This is a genomic window from Synechococcus sp. A15-60 (assembly GCF_014280095.1).
Lineage (GTDB): Bacteria > Cyanobacteriota > Cyanobacteriia > PCC-6307 > Cyanobiaceae > Synechococcus_C.
In genome coordinates, this window is sequence record NZ_CP047933.1 from 2,239,018 (window position 1) to 2,258,431 (window position 19,414).

Annotated in this window: 23 protein-coding genes; 13 read left to right on the forward strand and 10 right to left on the reverse strand. The window is 60.7% G+C overall.

Annotation, left to right across the window (positions count from 1 at the left end; all coding sequences use genetic code 11):
- Window positions 1-137: 137 nt before the first annotated feature.
- The gene (locus SynA1560_RS12235; protein WP_186500646.1) at window positions 138-293 is read left to right on the forward strand and encodes a hypothetical protein; all 156 of its coding nucleotides are present in this window, start codon (window positions 138-140) and stop codon (window positions 291-293) included.
- Between the two features lie 41 nt (window positions 294-334).
- Window positions 335-790 carry a thioesterase family protein gene (locus SynA1560_RS12240; RefSeq protein WP_186500647.1) on the forward strand — a complete coding sequence of 152 codons (456 nt, stop codon included), beginning with the start codon at window positions 335-337 and terminating at the stop codon, window positions 788-790.
- Here SynA1560_RS12240 and SynA1560_RS12245 read toward each other — a convergent pair.
- From SynA1560_RS12245 to menA, 5 genes are read right to left on the reverse strand one after another with little or no spacing between them, the layout of a single operon-like run.
- Window positions 777-992, reverse strand: a complete 216-nt coding sequence (locus tag SynA1560_RS12245) for a hypothetical protein (protein ID WP_186500648.1) — start codon at window positions 990-992, stop codon at window positions 777-779. The two genes, SynA1560_RS12240 and SynA1560_RS12245, sit on opposite strands and share 14 nt — an antisense overlap.
- A gap of 7 nt (window positions 993-999) precedes the next feature.
- Window positions 1,000-1,278: a TM2 domain-containing protein gene (locus tag SynA1560_RS12250; RefSeq protein ID WP_186500650.1), complete on the reverse strand. Its 279-nt coding sequence runs from the start codon at window positions 1,276-1,278 to the stop codon at window positions 1,000-1,002.
- A complete protein-coding gene (locus SynA1560_RS12255) occupies window positions 1,262-2,536 on the reverse strand; it encodes an AMP-binding protein (protein WP_186469522.1) in 1,275 nt (424 codons plus the stop codon). The genes SynA1560_RS12250 and SynA1560_RS12255 overlap by 17 nt, the downstream gene beginning before the upstream one ends.
- Entirely contained in the window at window positions 2,536-3,513 is a 978-nt protein-coding gene (menC, locus tag SynA1560_RS12260; RefSeq protein WP_186500653.1) for an o-succinylbenzoate synthase, read from the reverse strand. The genes SynA1560_RS12255 and menC overlap by 1 nt, the downstream gene beginning before the upstream one ends.
- Before the next feature lie 4 nt (window positions 3,514-3,517).
- Window positions 3,518-4,498: a 2-carboxy-1,4-naphthoquinone phytyltransferase gene (menA, locus tag SynA1560_RS12265; RefSeq protein WP_186500655.1), complete on the reverse strand. Its 981-nt coding sequence runs from the start codon at window positions 4,496-4,498 to the stop codon at window positions 3,518-3,520.
- Between the two features lie 70 nt (window positions 4,499-4,568).
- Here menA and SynA1560_RS12270 point away from each other — a divergent pair, with 70 nt between their 5' ends.
- Window positions 4,569-6,002: an isochorismate synthase MenF gene (locus tag SynA1560_RS12270; protein WP_186469525.1), complete on the forward strand. Its 1,434-nt coding sequence runs from the start codon at window positions 4,569-4,571 to the stop codon at window positions 6,000-6,002.
- On the opposite strand, the gene SynA1560_RS12275 is transcribed toward SynA1560_RS12270, so the two are convergent.
- From SynA1560_RS12275 to grxC, 3 genes are read right to left on the reverse strand one after another with little or no spacing between them, the layout of a single operon-like run.
- Complete coding sequence (locus tag SynA1560_RS12275) at window positions 5,961-7,979, reverse strand: S9 family peptidase (protein ID WP_255476964.1); 2,019 nt, start codon at window positions 7,977-7,979, stop codon at window positions 5,961-5,963. The genes SynA1560_RS12270 and SynA1560_RS12275 overlap by 42 nt on opposite strands.
- A gap of 36 nt (window positions 7,980-8,015) precedes the next feature.
- The gene (gshB, locus tag SynA1560_RS12280; protein WP_186469526.1) at window positions 8,016-8,939 is read right to left on the reverse strand and encodes a glutathione synthase; all 924 of its coding nucleotides are present in this window, start codon (window positions 8,937-8,939) and stop codon (window positions 8,016-8,018) included.
- A 35-nt stretch (window positions 8,940-8,974) separates the two neighbouring features.
- On the reverse strand, window positions 8,975-9,229 hold the full coding sequence (gene grxC, locus SynA1560_RS12285; protein ID WP_186469527.1) for a glutaredoxin 3: 255 nt from the start codon (window positions 9,227-9,229) through the stop codon (window positions 8,975-8,977).
- A gap of 103 nt (window positions 9,230-9,332) precedes the next feature.
- On the opposite strand from grxC, the gene prfB reads away from it, so the two are divergent.
- From prfB to SynA1560_RS12315, 6 genes are all read left to right on the forward strand, one after another.
- Window positions 9,333-10,461, forward strand: a protein-coding gene (gene prfB, locus SynA1560_RS12290; protein ID WP_186469528.1) for a peptide chain release factor 2 whose coding sequence is annotated in 2 segments (ribosomal slippage) — window positions 9,333-9,407 and window positions 9,409-10,461 — 1,128 coding nt in all. Because the reading frame shifts where the segments join, the coding sequence is not laid out codon by codon here.
- Between the two features lie 2 nt (window positions 10,462-10,463).
- The gene (locus SynA1560_RS12295) at window positions 10,464-10,667 is read left to right on the forward strand and encodes a DUF3285 domain-containing protein (protein WP_186469529.1); all 204 of its coding nucleotides are present in this window, start codon (window positions 10,464-10,466) and stop codon (window positions 10,665-10,667) included.
- Window positions 10,668-10,675: 8 nt separating this feature from the next.
- A complete protein-coding gene (gene ybeY, locus SynA1560_RS12300; RefSeq protein WP_255476965.1) occupies window positions 10,676-11,293 on the forward strand; it encodes an rRNA maturation RNase YbeY in 618 nt (205 codons plus the stop codon).
- Window positions 11,271-11,744 (forward strand): diacylglycerol kinase family protein, encoded by a 474-nt coding sequence (locus tag SynA1560_RS12305; RefSeq protein ID WP_186469530.1) that lies wholly within the window; start codon window positions 11,271-11,273, stop codon window positions 11,742-11,744. Before ybeY ends, SynA1560_RS12305 begins: the two co-directional genes overlap by 23 nt.
- Window positions 11,745-11,747: 3 nt before the next feature.
- Window positions 11,748-12,356 (forward strand): aminodeoxychorismate/anthranilate synthase component II, encoded by a 609-nt coding sequence (locus SynA1560_RS12310; RefSeq protein WP_186469531.1) that lies wholly within the window; start codon window positions 11,748-11,750, stop codon window positions 12,354-12,356.
- Window positions 12,357-12,382: 26 nt separating this feature from the next.
- Window positions 12,383-13,126: an MBL fold metallo-hydrolase gene (locus SynA1560_RS12315; RefSeq protein WP_186469532.1), complete on the forward strand. Its 744-nt coding sequence runs from the start codon at window positions 12,383-12,385 to the stop codon at window positions 13,124-13,126.
- A 7-nt stretch (window positions 13,127-13,133) separates the two neighbouring features.
- Here the strand turns inward: SynA1560_RS12315 and SynA1560_RS12320 are convergent, their stop codons facing one another.
- Window positions 13,134-14,243 carry a histidinol-phosphate transaminase gene (locus SynA1560_RS12320; RefSeq protein ID WP_186500656.1) on the reverse strand — a complete coding sequence of 370 codons (1,110 nt, stop codon included), beginning with the start codon at window positions 14,241-14,243 and terminating at the stop codon, window positions 13,134-13,136.
- A 141-nt stretch (window positions 14,244-14,384) separates the two neighbouring features.
- On the opposite strand from SynA1560_RS12320, the gene SynA1560_RS12325 reads away from it, so the two are divergent.
- The 3 genes from SynA1560_RS12325 to SynA1560_RS12335 all read left to right on the forward strand — a co-directional run bounded on the left by SynA1560_RS12325 (window position 14,385) and on the right by SynA1560_RS12335 (window position 18,048).
- Complete coding sequence (locus SynA1560_RS12325; protein ID WP_186500658.1) at window positions 14,385-16,088, forward strand: protein adenylyltransferase SelO family protein; 1,704 nt, start codon at window positions 14,385-14,387, stop codon at window positions 16,086-16,088.
- Window positions 16,089-16,320: 232 nt separating this feature from the next.
- Window positions 16,321-16,809, forward strand: a complete 489-nt coding sequence (locus SynA1560_RS12330; protein ID WP_186500659.1) for a DUF6790 family protein — start codon at window positions 16,321-16,323, stop codon at window positions 16,807-16,809.
- Window positions 16,810-16,959: 150 nt separating this feature from the next.
- Window positions 16,960-18,048: an inverse autotransporter beta domain-containing protein gene (locus SynA1560_RS12335; RefSeq protein WP_255476967.1), complete on the forward strand. Its 1,089-nt coding sequence runs from the start codon at window positions 16,960-16,962 to the stop codon at window positions 18,046-18,048.
- Between the two features lie 225 nt (window positions 18,049-18,273).
- On the opposite strand, the gene SynA1560_RS12340 is transcribed toward SynA1560_RS12335, so the two are convergent.
- On the reverse strand, window positions 18,274-19,068 hold the full coding sequence (locus tag SynA1560_RS12340; protein WP_186500664.1) for a transposase: 795 nt from the start codon (window positions 19,066-19,068) through the stop codon (window positions 18,274-18,276).
- 61 nt (window positions 19,069-19,129) lie between these two features.
- On the opposite strand from SynA1560_RS12340, the gene SynA1560_RS12345 reads away from it, so the two are divergent.
- The gene (locus SynA1560_RS12345; protein ID WP_186500666.1) at window positions 19,130-19,411 is read left to right on the forward strand and encodes an HPr-rel-A system PqqD family peptide chaperone; all 282 of its coding nucleotides are present in this window, start codon (window positions 19,130-19,132) and stop codon (window positions 19,409-19,411) included.
- Window positions 19,412-19,414: the final 3 nt, after the last annotated feature.

Consider the following 19,414-nt stretch of genomic DNA (forward strand, 5'->3'; position numbering starts at 1 on the left):
AATGCCGGTATTCGCCTGATCCAAACCATTCACTATGAAGTGCTCAATGTGCCCTTCGGTGTGGCAACTACAACGGACGGGGTTGGCCTGGCGGACCCCGTCGTGACGCCACTCATTGGTCCCGTGGACCTTCTGTTTTGAGCGTTCCTGATCAGGTCAGGCGAGATCAGATCAGCCGCCGGCGCTCATGCCGGCTGAGCCACAACAGCACCACCACCAGCACCGGCGTCTACACCCCTGGGTCTTGCAGCAAAAAGCGCACCAGCCCTGCCATTCGCTTTGTGAAGCACTAATGCCAAGGTGACAGTGCGCTGCCGTAAGAACAACAGCCGTGATGACGTCACCCGCCTGGTTACGACTGCGCCGTGTGGTGCGCTTCGGAGACACCGACGCGGCCGGCGTGATGCATTTCCATCAACTGCTGCGCTGGTGCCATGAAGCCTGGGAAGAAAGCCTTGAGGCCCAGGGCATTGCCACCGAATCGGTGTTCCCCGGCTGCCGCGGCCAGGAACGCAGGCCTGACGTGGCGTTGCCGGTGGTGCACTGCCAAGCGGACTTTCTCAGACCCGTGCATGGCGGTGATCAACTCAGCGTGCACCTGAGCCCACAACGGCTGGATCCCAGCAGCTTTGAGGTGCAGTATCGATTTCTGCTGAGGGATCAGGATGTGGCCCGGGGATGCATCCGCCACGTGGCCATCAGCACCGAGACCCGCCGGCGTTGCGCTCTGCCCGACACGGTTGAACGCTGGCTAGAAGCGGCCCAGATCGGACGGATCAGCGAACTTTGAGGCGTTGATCGCCAGCCCCTCGACGAGACGAGCGGCCCAAAGCCCACACCAGAGAGGTGATCTGCACGGGCAACATGGCCAGCGCCAGCATCAGAGGATGGAAGCCGGTGTGACCCAGCTGCGACCACAGCGCGCCACTGACGCCCGCCGCCACAACGAGCCACTGGGTTGGAAGTGCAGGGGACAAGCGCTTCGTTGGCATGGTCAGCTCAGAACCATTCCTGCTGGTGATCGAGGTAGATCTCCCGAAATTCGTCGGGAGTTTTGGTGAGGTAGATGACCCCCTCAATCAATCCGATCAGCGACATCAGACCGGCGGCAATTCCGCAGGTGATGGCACCACCGGCCACCCCAACGATCAGCATGATGATGCCGGCGTTGTTGTAACCCAGCACAAACTTGTGCACGCCCAGTGCACCGAAAAAGATGGCCAAAAGTCCTGCAGCAAGCTTCTTGTTGCTGACTTCAGTGTCAGACAACGTCGTCATCCTGTCCCTGCTGCTGATCTGATTGTTGCGAGACCAACCAGGTCTGCCAACGCTGACGATCCCACTTCCCTGCCCGCGAAGGCTCCAGGTCCGGACATGACACCCAGCGCCGCGGTCGTTCCGCTGCAGGCCAGTCAGACACCAATGCCCTGAGCGCATCCATCCGGGCTGGATCTCGATCCGACGTCGACCAGCGCACCAGGGCCACCAATCGCGCCCCCCACTCCGGATCGGGCAGCCCAAGGATCAGCACGGCTGAGAGGGGCAGTTCAACCTGATCCACCAGGCCCAGCAGGCGATCCTCCAACTGCTCAGGAAAGACCGTGACTCCACCGGACTGCAAGGCACCATCGCGGCGACCCACAATCTGCAAGTCAGGAACGACCTGAGCGTCGCCCAGTGTCGCCAGATCACCGCTACGCCACCACCCCTCCTTATCCACGAGAGGCTGGAGTCCACCCGATGGATCAAGCCTGGCCGCAGCTAGACGGTCACAGTGCACGGCCAGTGCTCCATCGGGATCCAGCCGCAGACGCACACCCTCGAGAGGTTGGCCGCAGCTGCGATGGCCGGCCAGGAAAGCCTGGGGCGTCTGAACCGTCACCATCGCCGCGGTTTCCGTGGCGCCATAACAAGGGGCCAAGCGCAAGCCTGCCTGGCGAGAGAGCGCCGCGAGGTCCAACGGCAAAGCGGCTCCTCCCACCCAAATGACGTCCATGGCCTGAAGCCAGTTGCAGCCATCGGGGTGGGCCAGCAAGCGCCGCAATTGCGTGGGCACCAGCGACAGCAGCATCGGGCGCTGCCGCCAGCCGGGGTGCTGACGGCACTGCGCCAGCAAAACCGAGGGCTGCTTCATCAATTCAGACGCCAACCATCCATGGCGCGACCCCCACTGACGCGCGCGCCACCAGGGCATCAGTCCGCTCACATGCTGAAAGGGCAGAGGATTCCAGACGAGACACGCCTCGGGATCCAGCCCGAGCCGTTGCAGCCATCGGCCACACACTTCAGCCGAGCGTTCGAAGTTGGCGAGCGGGTGCAGACAAAGCGACCGGCCACCGCTGCTGCCACCGGTTGACAGCACCAGACCGGGTCCTTCAGGCCAAAGCGCCGACGGCTGCTGAAGCCCGAGCACATCCGCCCCCTCTTGAGGCCCCACCAACCGCACCCAGCTCCGGCTCTGCAACAGCTTCAGCAACGCGGTGGCCGTGCTCTCCGGTGCCGCAGGATCGCAGGGCAAGGCCACCAAGTCGTGCATCAACACGCTCCTCCAGCGGCCGCCCAGACCTGAACAGGATCCGCACTGAAGAGGGGACCTTCAGGACACCAGCCTGGTGCCAGTCCAGGCGCTGCGGGTGTTGGCCCCTGCCATTGAAGGCGCGACAGCAGGGCCAGCCAACGAAAACCGATGCCCGTCTCAAAGGCAGTGCTCACCATCAGCCGAGGCCGACCCTGCTGCAACTGCCGCAACAGGGGTCGGGGATCCCCTTCCAGCAGGGGGCGTCGCACTTGCCATCCCTGCCACTGCTCACGCCATACAGGGTGGGCCTGCAAAGACTCATCCAGTGCCACGGGAAGGCGTTCAGCCAGCCTGGTTAGACCATCCAGATCATCCACTGCGAGGGGCTGCTCCAACCATTCCAAGCGCGGATCAGCGGCCAGCACCTCCACCCAGCGGTTCGCCTCCGCCCGGTCCCAGCCGGCATTGGCATCCAGGCGAAGACGCGCCGTTGCAGGAAGACGTTCCAGCAGCTGGTAGAGCAGCAACCATTCGAGCTCTGGATCCGCCGCAGCCACTTTCCATTTGACAGTGATCCCCGGTGACGTCACCGCTGAGGCCAGGACGCGTTCGAGCTCCGGCAGCATCAACGATCCAGCGGGCAACAGATGCGCCGCAGGAGGGGCCGGATGCCATGGGCCCAGATCAGCTTCTAGTTCGGCCAAGGCAGCACCGACCGCAAACGCTACGGCTGGCGGCAGCTGCGGCAGCACTACCTCCAACTGATCGCGGCTGACGACAACCTCGGCTGTCGTCAGCCAATCAGCCAGGGCTTGCTCACAAGCCTGGCGCTCCTGTGGCTGCAATGGAGCCACCTCTCCCCAGCCCTCACGGCCTGTGTTTGGACAGACGATGCGCAGCAGCCAGCCGTCTCGCTGTTGCCAAGAGCCACTGGCGGTCGTCAGCGGACGAGACAGAGCAAAGCCATAAGGACGCAGCGCCAAAGAGAGCCTCATGCGCTCAGACGCTCCCGGCCATGGAGGCACCAAACCAGGGCCCCATCGCCAAACCGACACTCAAGCCAAGTCCATTGAGGCCCTGAAAACGCAAGGCGAGAAACTTGCTGCCCTGAATGCGTTCTGGCTCAGCGTGATGGCTGCGCAGCAAACGAATCAGCGCTGCCGCCGCAGGCAAGCCCAAGGCTCCGAGCAACGCAGTCGGAGGCCAATCGCCATGGAAAACGGGTGTCCACTCCAGCGCCAGGGTTCCTGCGACAAACCAGGGGACTAGGGCCGACGCCCGTGCGGTGCCCAGACGCACCACAGGGGACTGCTTGCCGTGGGCCGCATCCTCATCGACCTGATGGAAGTGCGAACAGAACAGCACCAGGGACGTGGCCAGAGCGGGACCTGACCCCAGCAGAAAAGCCACATCCCATGGCACCACTGCCCAAGCACCGGCCTTTGCTGCAGGAGCCACCACCAACAGCGCAGCTGCTGTGGCGAAGGGACCAAAGGCCAGCCAGCAAAGCGGTTCGCCCAAACCGAGATAGCCAAGGCGGAACGGCGGGCCTTGGTAGAGATAGCCAATGCCGCAGCTCACCAGCACCAGCGCCAGCACCGAAACACTGCTCTGAAGAGCCATCAGCGACATCAGCAGCAATCCAGCCAAGAGCACCAGGGTTGACAGACGACGGACCGGACGGCGACGACCAATCAGGGCCACCACGGAATGAGGCTTCGCTGTGCTGTCGATCCCGGTGTCGGCATCAAACAGGTCGTTGCTGAGGTTCTCCCAGAGCAGCAACAGAACTGCTGCCAGCAGAAATCCAAGCGCCTGGCCCCACCGCACCGGAAGCCCCGCCCCGACGCGCCAGCCAATCGCAAGAAGCAATGGCATCACCGCGACGGAGTACATCGGCCACTTGATTGCGGCTTTCCAAAGACGCCGCCGCTCAGTGCGCGGTGAGTGAAGGGTTGCAACAGCCTGGCGATCTTGCATGGACTGGGCGCACTCAGCCCGCTTCAAGACCCATACATTTGAGCAGTCCCCCGCCTGATCTGCTGTCCGGATGTCGGTCGCACCCCACGACAGCTGCTCTGCGGTGTCCTTCAGCGACTTGCTGGAGCGAGCGCAACACGCCTGGGCTCAGCGATCCCTCGAGGATGGAGTGCTGAGCCTGGCGCTGCCAGTGCAAGGCCTCGACCCCCTGCACCAGCTCGTGGATCTGGAAGCTCACGACCCCTTCCGTTTTCTTTGGGACAGCGCACCGGGCCTTTGCTTAGCGGCAGCAGGACGCTGCCATCACCTGGAACTGTCCAGTGCCAAACGCTTCGAACTGGCGCAGCGATTCAGTGACGTGACCCTGGGACGGATCCTGGATGGCACGCCGGACGCACCAGCTCAGGCACGCTCTCGCATTCTTCTCGCATTTTCCTTCTTTGAACAGACCAGCGAGCAGCAACCCCAAGGAGGCATGCCCTCGGTGCAAGCGGTTCTTCCTCGCTGGCAGCTCAGTCGGCATGGGCGCCAGGGGTGGCTGCGCGTGCATGGAGTGGTGCAACAGGCCAGCGATGTCCGCACGCTCACGGAATCGCTGTGGGTGATGGCAGAACAGTTGCGCTCCCGGCAGCACGCCTGGAGTCCATCCATGGACACCGTGAGCGGCAGCATCACCCCTGGAGCCTGGGAGCAGAACTACACACCTGCCCTGGAACGCGGCCTGGAATTGGTCAACAGCGGTGAACTGCACAAACTGGTCCTGGCGGTGCGCCAGACGGTGAGCCTCACGGAACCCCTCGATCCGCAACCGCTGTTGCAACGGCTCCGTCATCAGCAAGCCGGCAGCTGCCGCTTCCTGTGGCAAAAAGACGCTCAAGACAGTTTCTTCGGCGCCTCGCCAGAGCGACTGCTAAGCCTTCGCAACGGACAACTGCGCTGCGATGCGCTCGCTGGCACCGCAGGCCAGAACGACCAGGCGGCCTCGTTGCTTAGTTCAGACAAAGATCGTCGGGAGCACGAACTGGTGGTGCAAGCGATCACCGACCACCTCATCGATCGCGGGCTGCAGCCACGACGCCCACGGCGCCCGCAACTGGCTCGCCATGGGCAACTGGTGCATTTGCATACGCCCATCACCACCTCAGCCCCGGGACAATCCCCGCTCCCCCTGGCCGGCGTGCTGCACCCGACGCCGGCGGTTGCAGGTCTGCCACGGCGTGACGCCATGCGTTGGTTGCGCAGCCTCGAACCATTCGACCGGCAGGGCTACGCCGCACCGATCGGCTGGATCGATAGTGCGGGGGATGCGGAATTACGCGTTGCGATCCGCTGCGGACATGCCCATGGCACACAACTCGATCTCACCGCAGGTGCCGGGCTGGTGCGCGGCTCCGTGGCTGACCGTGAACTTCAAGAGGTGGGACTGAAACTCACGGTGCTGGCAGGTCAACTGGATCTGATGTCAGGGAATCGGCAGGGAGCGCAATCGCCATTGCATCGATGACTGGTTCAGGGTCGTTCCAAACGGTTCAGCCCTGCCACCGAGATGTTCACTGAGGAAGGCCTCTTGGAGCGCTGTCATCGCCAGCGCATTGCGCGGGTTAGCGAATCCGTGACCTTCATCGGGAAACACCACGAAATCAATCGGCAGATTCCGTTTCGCCATTGCGGCCGCGATTGCCTCACTCTCACTGAGCTTGACCCTGGGGTCATTGGCGCCATGCCCCAGCAGCAGCGGTCGCTGAATCCGTTCCACATGCTGAAGCGGCGAAATGGCATCCAGATCCACCGTCCCCACCCCGATCATCCGCTCGAAATTGATCCGGAGAGATTCCCAGTAAGGAGGGATCGAATCAATCAGGGTGCGCAGATTGGACGGACCCACCTCAGCGATGGCGGCGGCGAACAGCTCAGGATCGCGGGTGAGACCAGCCAGCGCGGCATAGCCCCCGTAGGACGCGCCCATGATCGCGATGCGATCAGGGTCGGCGATCCCCTCATCGATCGCCCAGCGGACGGCATCCACCAGATCGTCCTGCATCGCGGCGTACCACTCGCCTTCGCCTGCCAGGAGATGCTCCTTCCCGAAGCCGGTGGAGCCGCGGTAATTCACGCTAAGGGCGTGATACCCACGATTCGCCAGCAACTGATGGGTGGAGCTGAAACCCCAGAAATCCCGGGCCTGAGGCCCCCCATGCACGAGCAATACCAAGGGCTGGGGCTCCGTTCCTGAAGCCAGCGGTGTGCGGGTCAGATAAGCCGGCAGCCGCCGACCATCTCTGGCCAGCAGGTCCAGGCTTTCCATTGGGGCCAGCACGTAGTCATCGAGCTTGGGCTGAACGGAGAACAACTTGCGGATCTCATCCTGCTCTCGTTCCCAGAGCCAGTACTGAGGCCCCTGACGATCGGAGCCAATGGCCACCAACCAACGACGGCCCTCCAGGTCTTGATCGACCACCGCAAAGTCGTTGGCCCCTGCCAACTGCCTCAGCCGGGCCAGGTCCGTTTCAACGGAGGGATCTAACACCACCAGGCGAGAGCGAAGATCCACTTCCTTCAGGGCGGTGGGAACTCCCGTATCGAGATCACTGAGCGCCACGCCCAGGGCACCGGCTGATGAACGATGCACCACTTCGGGGGTGCAATCGCTGCCGCAGGTCTCCAGCTGCTCGCGGCTCCAGCGCACCAGGCGCGGCAGATCATCACCGGTGCTGAGAACGCCGTAAAGCCATTGGCCATCACGGCTGAACCCTCCAGGGCCCGAGCCGGTGATCGTGTCCTCGAAGTTGAACTGCAGAAAAGAGCGCCACTCCGACTCACCGGGCAAGCGCAACTCATGGGCACTACCACCATCGGGCAGCAGCTGCGAGCGAATGACGGGGTTCCAGGCGCCATCGATCCACAGGATCGAAACGTCGCGACCATCGTCGGTGGATTGGTAGAGGAGGCGACGCTCGCCAGTCTCCACATCAATCACATAGGTGTCGTGATAGCGGGGATCACGATCGTTCAAGGCCACGAGCAGCTCGTTGGGGGCTTCCCGATCGGCCCCAATCCAAACGGCCTTCACCCCCTGGGGTGGCGTGAGGTCCTTGCTCTCACCGGTGCGAGGGTCGATCCGCACCAGAACGGTGTTCTCATCTCCATCGCCATCCCGCGATGAAATCAGGAAGCGGCCGTCGGCCGTCCAGTACCCCGGCATCTGAGGACGATCACGCTGCTGGGTGAGCACGCGAGCTGGGGCTTGGCCATCCAGATCGCGGACCCAGAGATTCAGCACGCCCTGATCCGGGGCCAGATACGCGATCCAGCTCCCATCAGGACTGAGATTGACGCTCATGATTTCCGGGTTGCCAAACAGCACCTCCCGGGGAATGAGCGGTGGCAACGCACGGGAGCGGACTGCAGAGCCAGCGCTCCAAGCGTTTCCAGCGAAGCCGACCAGAAACGCCGCACCCCAGCACAGTCCTCGTTTCAGCACAGCGTCTTTGTCCGGTCAGCCCTTCATTGTGATCACTCAGATCAGATCACGCAGACGCTCGAGCACCTGATCTGCCAAGGGCTGATTCATCAACCGCTCCACCTCGCGAATACCCGTCGGACTGGTGACATTGATCTCGCTCAGCATCCCGCCGATCACATCAATTCCAACGAAGAACAGGCCTTCGGCACGAAGTGCAGGAGCCAGTGCAGCACAGATCTGATGCTCTCGTGCCGTCAGTTCCGTGGCTTCGGCCTGTCCACCCACGGCCAGGTTGCTGCGGAATTCACCGGCGGCCGGCCGGCGGTTGATCGCACCCAGCGGCTCTCCATCCACCAGCAGGATGCGCTTGTCTCCCTCGCTGACGGACGGGAGGAAGCACTGCGCCATCACCGGAAGGCGCTCCTGCTCGGTGACCAATTCCAGGAGAGCTTTTAGCCCCGGGGCCTGCGCCGACACGCGGATCACACCCAGTCCGGCACGACCGCCCAGGGGCTTCAGCACGATTTCGTTGTGCGTTTCAGCAAAGGCACTGAGCTCTTGGACGCGACCCGAAACCAACGTGGGAGCCATCCAGCGGCTGAAGCGAAGGGCGCCGAGCTTTTCGTTCCAACTGCGCAAGGAATCGGGGCGATTGAGAACACGCACCCCGGCACGCTCAGCCACATCCAGCAGATGGGTGGCGTAGAGATATGCCTCATCCACGGGCGGGTCTTTGCGCATCCAGATCACCTGGAAGGTGGCCAGGGGAAGACGCTCGCGCTCACCAATGCTGATCCATGGGTCCGGTTGAACCGGTGACGCCATGGCCAGCGGTTCATCACCCAGAGCAATCAAATCCGCTGGCGTGCAGGCCCAAACCTCCAGAGCGGCACGACTCGCGGCCTGCATCAGGGCAGCCGTGGAGTCCTTGAGCGGATTGATGCGATCCAAGGGATCCAGCACGAACAGGTGACGCATGAGCAACGGTCGTTCAGTGGGATCGAAGAGGGAACTCAGGAGAGAAGCGGATCGAGCTCACCGGCTCGCTCCAGGGCATGCAGATCATCACAACCACCGATGTGGCGGTCATCGATGAAGATCTGCGGAACACTGCGACGGCCATCGCCCCGGGCAGCCATGGCATCACGACCTGGCTCATCACCATCCACGGAATGCTCGGTGTAGGCAACACCTTTGCGATCCAGCAGCTGTTTGGCGCGCACGCAGAAGGGGCAGGTGCGCCATGTGTAGATCTCGACGCTCGGCATAGGGCCTTCAACGGGGGACCTGAATCCTATGCAGCACCGGTGGTCAACTCGGAACGCTGCATTCCGCACTGATAACGTCGCGAGATCCGTCCAACGCACTCCGTTGCTCGACCTCACCGACTTCAAGCGCGACCTCTCCGAGCTCACTGACCGCCTGGGCAACGCCCAGGACTGTCTTTGACGTTCCTGCACTGAACGCACGCCAACAGGACCTCGAACAGCTCGCCGCACAACCGGATTTCTGGGACGACCAGCAGAACGCCCAGAAGCAAATGCGTCGCCTCGATGAGGTGAAGGCTCAACTTCAACAGCTCACGTCCTGGCAGGGCGCTGTCGGCGATGCCCAGGCCACGCTCGAGCTTTACGACCTGGAGCCTGACGACGACATGCTCGCCGAAGCCCAGGGCGGTTTAGATCAGCTGCGCAGGGAGCTGGATCGCTGGGAGCTGGAACGACTGCTCAGCGGCGACTATGACAAAGAGGGAGCCGTGCTCTCGATTAACGCCGGAGCCGGTGGCACAGATGCTCAGGACTGGGCTCAGATGCTGCTGCGCATGTACACACGCTGGGCTGAGGACCAGGGCATGAAAGTGTCCGTGGACGAACTCAGCGAGGGGGAGGAAGCGGGAATCAAGAGCGCCACGATTGAAATCGAGGGTCGCTACGCCTATGGCTATCTGCGAAATGAGAAAGGCACCCATCGTCTGGTGCGCATCTCTCCGTTCAACGCCAACGACAAGCGTCAAACCAGCTTCGCTGGCGTTGAAGTGATGCCCAAGTTGGAAGAGGAAGTCGACATCGACATCCCCGAGAAGGATCTGGAAGTCACCACCAGCCGCTCCGGTGGTGCTGGAGGTCAGAACGTAAACAAGGTGGAAACCGCCGTTCGCATCCTGCACATCCCCACAGGACTTGCGGTGCGCTGCACCCAAGAACGCTCTCAACTGCAGAACAAAGAGAAGGCGATGGCCTTGCTGAAAGCCAAGCTGTTGGTGATCGCCCAGGAACAGCGGGCGGCTGAAATCGCCGACATCCGCGGCGACATTGTGGAAGCGGCCTGGGGCAACCAGATCCGCAATTACGTGTTCCACCCGTATCAGATGGTCAAGGATCTGCGCACCCAGGAAGAGACCAACGATGTGCAGGCCGTGATGAATGGTGAGCTGGATCCCTTCATCCAGGCGCTGCTGCGCCAGGGTGTGGACAGTCCAGGACACGACGACGAGAGCTGACCATGAGCGACAAGCCTGAAGCGATCGCCACCCCGCCCGATGCCCCAGCGGCCACCACGCCCCCGCCCAGCTTCGTCAAGCAGGCGATGCGCAACATGGTGCGCAAGGGCAGCAAGAGCCTGTTTCACTTCGGACTAACCGCAGCCGGGTTCATCGGCTTCATCCTGGTGGTGGCCTGGCTTGGCAGGCCCACCCTGCCCCAGTGACATCAGCCTTGACATCAGCACCGCTGCCATCAGCCGATGCCCCCAGATTTGCTCTGGATCTGGCCTTCACACCAGCCGACGCAAGCCTGGTGAAGACGACCGGTGGCAGCGCCGCCCATCAACGACTCTGCTGTCGCGAGGTTTGGGACTCCACCCTGCAATTGTGGCTGGGCCACCTTGCCGAGACCGGTGGCCACTCCGTTCCCAAGCCACTGCTGGACTGCGAAGAGGTGTGCCTTGGCCTGCAGTTCGTCAATGACGAACAGATCGCCGAACTAAATCAACGCTGGCGCAACAAAGCCAGTGCCACCGATGTTCTCTCTTTTTCGGCGCTGGAAGCCGAGATGCCCCTGGAGGCCGATCTCAGCGTGGAACTCGGGGACATCATCGTGTCGGTGCCCACTGCGGAACGTCAGGCACTCGAGCAGAACCACAGCCTGGAGCGAGAGCTCTGCTGGCTGGTGAGCCATGGGCTGCTGCATCTGCTGGGATGGGACCACCCCGACGACGCCTCATTGATGACCATGCTGCAGTGCCAGGAGCAGCTGCTTGCCATGGCCGGTATGGTTCTTTCCCATGGTGAGATCGACTGTGAATCAGCAGATGAAATCACTGCTGGACCCTGAAGACGAAACATCGGTGACTGAGGAGATCACCCAACGCGGCACCCGTCGTGCCCATCACGCCGCCCATCGCGGAGCCTGGAAGATCGCCGGTGACCTGCCCTCCAGCTTCCGCTACGCCGCCCAGGGCCTGGTCTATGGCTTCGTCAGCCAACGCAACTTCCGTATCCATGTCTGCATCGGCAGCGTGGTGTTTGGACTGGCGCTTTGGCTAGGGCTGCCCTCCATTCAACTGGCGGTGCTGGTGCTCACGGTGGCCGCCGTGCTGGTGCTCGAACTGCTGAACACCGCCATCGAGTCAGTGGTGGATCTGGCCATCGGCCGACGGTTCCACCCCCTGGCGAGAATCGCCAAAGATTGTGCCGCCGGCGCGGTTCTGGTGGCCGCGATCAGCTCCCTGGTGATCGCGCTGCTGCTGCTGCTCCCTCCCCTGCTCACCCGTCTCGGCCTCTAAGCGATGCTCCTGGTCATCGACAACTACGACAGCTTCACCTTCAACTTGGTGCAGTACTTCGGTGAGCTGGCGGCGCAGCATCCCCTGGCTGCAGAACTGCGGGTGGAGCGCAACGATGCCCTCTCGGTGGCTGAGATTCGAGACCTGAAGCCAGACGCCATCCTGCTTTCACCAGGCCCCGGCGATCCCGATCAAGCCGGCATCTGCCTGCAGGTGCTGAAGGAACTCTCTCCAGAGATCCCCACCCTGGGCGTTTGCCTGGGCCATCAGGCCCTCGCCCAGGCCTACGGCGGTCGGGTGGTGCGCGCAACCGAGTTGATGCATGGCAAAACCTCACCGGTGATGCACGGAGGCGAAGGCGTGTTCGCCGGATTGCCGCAACCACTCACGGCCACCCGCTACCACAGTCTGATCGCCGAACGGGAGACCCTCCCGGCCTGCCTGGAAGTCACCGCATGGCTTGAGGACAACACGGTGATGGGACTGCGCCACCGGCAGTACCCCCATCTGCAGGGGGTGCAATTCCATCCCGAAAGCGTGCTCACTGAAGCGGGGCACAAGCTGCTGGCCAACTTCTTGCGTCAGGCCGAAGCCCGAGTTCAACACTGCTAACTTCCTGGGCCAACGGCCTCTCCTCCATGACTCTCCTTCCGCAGCGCCAGGGGCATGGACGCACCGCAAGCGCTCTCGCCGCCGGATTGGCACTGGGCGCACTGGTGGGAGTCCCCAGTCACGCCGCTGGGGTGTCCATCACCAGCTACGGCCACAGCGCCCTGTTGATTCGTGGAGGCGGCCAGTCGGTGCTGGTCAATCCCTTCCGGGCTGTGGGTTGCGCCAAAGGCCTGGCCGAGCCGCGCGTCAGTGCCTCGGTCACGCTGGTCAGTTCAGAACTACCCGATGAGGGAGCCCGCCTCGGAGGTGGCATTTACTTGTCACAGCCAGGCTCCTATCGCGTGGGCGGCCTGGATCTGGAAGGTTTCGCCGCTCCCCATGATCGCGTGGGCGGACGCCGCTTCGGAGATGCCACCATCTGGCGCTGGCAACAAGGCGGCCTGAACTTCGCCCACCTAGGCGGAACAGCAGCTCCCTTGAGTGGAGAAGACAAGGTGCTGATCGGCCGGCCGGATGTGTTGATCCTCGGCGTGGGAGGCGGCGGCAAGGTTTACAACGGCGAAGAGGCCGCTGAGGTGGTGCGTCAACTCAACCCCCGGCGAGTGATTCCTGTTCAGTACGTCAGCGGCGACGCCCCAGCGGGATGCGACCAGGGTGGCGTTCAGCCGTTTCTGGATGCAGTGCGTGGCGCCGAAGTCCGCCGCGTAGGACCGAGCCTGACCCTTCCTGGCACTCTGGGAGACGGCACGATCATTGACGTAATGCGCTGAGCGTCACTCAACCCTCGAGCTGCGCGTAGATCGCCCAGAAACGCTGCATCTGCTCGAGGGTGCCGATGCTCACTCGCAACGCACCATCAATCTGCGGCTTGCCGGCCATGGAACGCACCAGGATTCCGGCACTGCGCAGCTGCTGCTCCACCTCTTCGGCCGATCGCCGCGGCCAGACCAGCAAGTAGTTACCACCATCGCAATGGAAGACGGCACCAAATTGCGTTAGTTGCGTTACGAGATAATCACGTGCTCGTACCACTTCGGCCACATAGTGGTCGGTGTAGACCTGATCGCCCAGAGCCGCGAACGCCGCCGTCACCGCCAGGCTGTTCACGTCATAGGGACCGGTGACACGGCTGATCCGATCGATCACCTCCGCGGAACCGATAGCAAATCCCATGCGCAGGCCTGCCAGCCCGGCGGTCTTAGCCAAGGAGCGCAGCACCAGCAGATTGGCGTGGACGGTGAAGTCCACATGGGGCAGCACACTGTCACCCGTGAACGCCTCATAGAGCTCATCCACCACCACCAAGGTTCCTGGCGCCGCCGTGGCCAACTCCAGCACCTGTTCCGCTGGAATACGCGTGCCCGTGGGGTTGTTGGGGTTGCAGAGCATCAAGATCTTTGGCCTGCGCTGTAAAGCTGATCGCATCGCCTCCAGCGGAAAACGGAACCCCGGAAGTTCATGGGGCAGGGCCTCGATGGCCATCCCCTGCATGCCCGCACACGGGGCGTAGTACCCAAACGTGGGACTGGTGGTAAGCAGGGTGTCACCCGCCGCTCCATAGGCATGGATCACTGCATGAATCGCAGCATCCACACCGTTGAAGAGCCCCACCTGGTCGATGACCAGAGGATGAGCGAGGCCGGCCGGAGAGGCCTGCAGGTTGGCAATCAAGGCCTCACGCAATCCGTCGTATTCCGGATAGACCGCAACCTGATCAGCTGGGTAAGAGCGAATCGCCTCGGTGACCGCCGGACTGGGACCAATGGTGTTCTCGTTGAAGTCGAGTCGCAGCAGACCCCGCCGCCCCTCCAGAGGGGCGCTGTAACCCCGAAGCCGTTCCACATCGGGACGGGCCTCGGGCGCGGGGATCGGGTCAGGCATGGCCATCAGCGATGAATCGGATCTCCTGGAGGGTGGGACTGAGGCAAGGAGGTGGGATGATCCATCCCAAGCTATTCACAGCCGCCCAACTGGGCGCCGCATCGGCCTCTACCCACCGATGATGCAAACACTGCAGCCAATGGCCGGATGACCGCCAGCTCCAGCGCATCGACGCCAGCCACCACCTCCAGCTTCGCTGACTTCGCCCAGCAGGTCGATTACTCGCTGATGCAGCACCTTCGGCCCGATCCGGAATCCACACCCGATGGACAGGATCACCGCGCAAGGCAAGTGCGTTCTGGCCACTACGTGCCAGTGACGCCGACGCCGCTTCCCAATCCCGAGTACGTCGCCCACAGCCCAGAACTGTTCGCTGCGCTGGGCCTGGACGAAGCACTGGTTCACGATGGTGACTTCCGCAGCGTCTTCTCTGGCGACCTCAGCAACGTGAGCGAGCCAATGCGTCCCCATGGCTGGGCCACCGGCTACGCCTTGTCGATCTACGGCACGGAATACAACCAGCAATGTCCGTTCGGCAATGGCAACGGCTACGGCGATGGGCGAGCCATCTCCGTGGTTGAAGGGGTGTTTGAAGGTCAGCGCTGGGAGATGCAGCTGAAGGGCGGTGGACCGACGCCCTATTGCCGTGGTGCTGATGGTCGAGCCGTGCTGCGGTCCAGCGTGCGCGAATTCCTGGCCCAGGAGTTCATGCATGCCCTGGGCATTCCCACATCCCGCTCCCTAACGCTGTACGTCTCCCACGACGAGACCGTGCGTCGCCCCTGGTATTCGGGCGCCTCGCCCTCCATGGATCCCGACATCCTGGTCGACAACTCAGCGGCGATCACCACACGTGTGGCGCCATCCTTTCTTCGGGTAGGCCAACTGGAGCTGTTCGCACGACGCGCCCGTCGCGAAGCGCATCCTGAGGCCCAGCAGGAGTTGCAAATGATCGTGCAGCATCTGATCGAGCGGAACTACCGGGAAGACATTGATCACTCCTTGCCGTTCCCGGCGCAGGTGGTGCAGCTGGCGCGGTTGTTCCGGGAACGCCTCATCAGCCTGGTGTGCCACTGGATGCGCGTGGGCTATTGCCAGGGCAACTTCAATAGCGACAACTGCGCCGCCGGCGGTTTCACCCTTGATTACGGACCCTTCGGCTTCTGCGAACTTTTCGACCCCCGCTTTCAGCCCTGGACCGGCGGCGGCATTCATTTCTCCTTTTTCAACCAACCGAAAGCGGCTGAAACCAACTATCGGATGTTCTGGTCAGCGCTCAAAACGCTGTTAAGGGATCACCCCGCCAAAACAGCCGAACTCGACGCGCTGCATGCAACCTTCAGCGAAGCCATGAAGGCCGGACTGGATGCCATGTGGGCTCGCAAGGTGGGACTGGCCAACGTAGCTCCGGAGCTGATCGGCGATCTGCTGCAGCTGATGGTGGCTTCGAAGGCGGACTACACGATTGTTTTCCGTGACTTGGCATCACTGCCAAACGAGGTCACGCCGCTGAAACGGGGCTTCTATGTGCCCAGCGATGCAGAGCTCGAGGCGCAATGGAATGCCTGGCTGGCGCGCTGGCACCAGCAGCTCAGCGGCTGTGGAGAGCCTGAAGAGATCACCGCTTCGATGCAACGCACCAATCCCGCCATCACCTGGCGCGAATGGCTGATCGCCCCGGCCTATGAGCAGGCGGCTCGCGGTGACTACAGCCTGGTGCACGAACTGCAAACGGTGTTCCGCAACCCCTACGCACCGCTCTCAGCCAAACTCGCTGGTCGCTACGACCAACTGCGACCACGGGAGTTCTTCGGCGCCGGAGGCATCTCCCACTACAGCTGCTCGTCGTAAGCCAAGACGACGCAGATGGACATCAAAAGCCGAAAGCTAATGCCGTGGCAGCTGCCATGAACCTCCACGCAATGATCTAAACGAAGATGCAGACCTTGCTTGCAGCATCCCCTGGAGATCAACCACAAGCAGTCTCAAAGAGCAATTCCCGAAAACACAATTCCAATAAAGTTAAGCAAGGTTGCTATTGCAAAGCAATTCGACGACAATTCAACAAACAGACCGAACCTCAATGCCTTTATCAACCAACCCAAAAGTATCCAAAACGTTAATGCAGCTCACATGGATTGTTGGCGGCATTGGATTCTGGAATGCTTTCAACTCCATTGGCTCCGGAGATGTTGAGTCTGCCACGCAATGGATATCCGCTTGGGCTGTGGGCGGCGTAGGGCTATTGTCTTTTGTTCGCCATGCAGTTTTTCATCGAAGCGATGCGAAGCGCATGGGTTGGGACTATGGAGCACGAAACGACTTTCAGCTCGAAGTTGGCTTCGCCAATCTTGCATGGGGCGCTGTAGCCATCGCTGGCATTTACCAAGGATGGGATACGCAAACACTTGGGTGCTTAGTATTAGTTGTCGGTATCTATATGTTGCAAGCGGCAGTTTTACACCTTCTAGAACTCAAGGAGGCCAAAAACCCTCGATATGGCAGCAAAATTGCAAGTACAGCCTATGCAGTTTGCCTCTTTTGGTTTGGCATCAAAGCCTTCTCCGGATGAATCCCATCAATTCGCTGACAATTTCAATCTGACCAATTCAAAGCAAGAGTCTGCTGGCAACACGAAGCCGCGTGGGCGCTTGTGAAAGCAAAACCCGACTCGTGCACAACGAGCACACCGTCGGCAGACTGCCTGAAATTCCGATGTGGCATGCAGCGCTCCATCAACTTGTCGCTTTCGCTTGGTGGTGCCGCTGCACTGGTTCTCTCCAATGCCCCTCTCTTACAGGCTGCTGCTCAAGACGCAGACACCGCTGAGGATCTCGGTGGTGTGATGAGCATCAGCCTTAAAGATGTGGTCAAACCCAACATCGGCTTTCAAGGTGCTCTGCAAGGGGCTGGCACTCCCAACCAGGCCGGTATCGGCGGGTTCCTGCCACTCTCGGTTGGCGAGAACAGCGTCTGGTTCCTTGATGCCCTGGTCAACGTCAATTTCGCTGATCGCGATGGTGAAAGCAGCATCATTAACACCGATGTGGATGGTGGCTTCTCCACCTCCACACGCCTGGGGTACCGCTGGCTGAACGGTGATCGCTCTTGGATGTACGGGCTGAATGCTGGCTACGACACCCGCACCATCAAATCGGGCGACGCCGATACCAACATCCCGGTCTTTGATAAGCAAACGATCTTTTTCAACCAGGTCGCCGTTAACGCAGAAGCGGTCTCCAACAGCTGGACCTTCAATGGCTATGGGCTGATCCCCTTCGGGGATGTTGAGCAGAGACTCAACAGCGTTTATGACGCTGGTGCACTCAACACCTATGGCCTGGATGTTGGTTATTTCATGACCCCACAACTTCATGCCTCCGCTGGTTACTACTACCAACACCGTGATCAAGAAGATGTGGATGGTTCAGGTGTGCGCGGTCGCCTCGCTTATGACATCACTCAAGGCTTAACCACAGGCATCAACATCTCCTATGACGAGGCCTATGAAACCCGTGTTTCGGCTGATCTCAGCGTTCGTTTTGGCGGCCCAAGCACAACAGCAGCCAAGAAGAAAAAGTGGGAAAATCCAACAATTCAGGCCCTAACCGCATCACCCAAAAACAGGGATGTGCGAGTACACGATAGAAATTGGTGTACGACAGGCACCACCCCACGGGGTGGAGCGTCGATGAGTATAGAAACTGATGGCCCAAGCCGCCTCCACTTCAAGGGCGTTAATGAGGGTGAAGTAGAACATTGTCCGCCTCACACCGCCAAGGCAGTTATTTATGAACCGCCTCCTCCTTAGAGGGGTAGGGTCAACCTAGCCACCCAAAGCCCCTACAAGTGCAGAGGTTTTTTATTTCTTCATTGACGCCAACAAGCCTGCTAATCAGCCGCTAATACCTGGCACCTTTGCCATCAACGCAGCCTGGCAACAGACCCAACGAGGCACTAAGTGCACAACCGAAAAAGACCAGGACACACCAAATCAATACTCAATATTTCTCTCCTTACTTCTACTCATATTTCCTCAAAATAATTGCCAGATACTCCGCTCCCTATCGCCATCACGGATGCCATTGGCTCTTCTAAATCTCACTGCCACTTGATGCCACTCTTCAGGGATTTGGTTGAGCCGAACATCCAATGCTAATGGGAGTTGCTGCTGTCCTGGTGATATTCGATTTCTCTTACTTCTGCTGCTCCTATTGCTCTGAACCAATCGCTTCAGCATCCTTGAGCCCCAATGGCACTTAGCTCCTCCCTTGGCATGATGGCGATACTTCTGGCAAAACCGCTCATATCGCCTGGAGCATCCCTTCAGGCTTGATGCCAGTTGCAGAAAGCTGGGGTGCCATTCGCTGATGCCATCACCCTCCAACCTGCCGTAGTGCCCGTCGTTGGAATAGGGGTCATAAAACCCCTGTCGCACTCCAGCCGCTTTCGGGTTGGCGTGGATGTAGCGCAAGGTATTCAGCACTCGTCTGTGGTCTTTCGGTGCGATGGCAGTGGCGTAATACCGTGCCTCCCAGAAGTGCCCGCAACGTCCACTCAGGCGGTTGAGTGCCATCGCTGAAAACCAGCCAAACCAATGCATCAGCTTTGGCAATTCACTTGCATCATCCGGACGCAGAAGCAAATGAAGGTGATTGGCCATAAAACACACCGCATACAACCGATGCGGCACCTTGGCTTGTGCCTTAGCAAGCACCGCCAGCAGCACATCTCGCCTCAATCCCTTGGCAATCAAAAACTGACGGCTGTTACACCGCAGCGTGATGTGAAAGGAATAGCCTGATGGCAAAGAACGTGGTTGACGTGCCATATCCTTACCAAGGTTCTATGCCATTATTAACAAGACACTATTGATGCGTTTAAAATTCTAGATGTTAAGCAGAGCCAGTCGCTTCAAGCAGCACTATCAAGCTGTCTGCACCGAACTCGATGGCGAAGTCGCTTTATTTCAAAGCGACACCTGCGACTATCTAGTTCTCAACGAAACAGGCTCGGCCATTTGGAATGCACTCAAGACTCAGCCATCACTGGCTGAAATCTGCTCTCATCTACAAGAGGAATACGATGTTGATCCAGACGAGTGCCAGGCCTCTGTGGAAGCTTGGCTGGAAGCTGCCTTGGAGAAGAAAGTCGTTTCTACAATCAACCGTTAGATC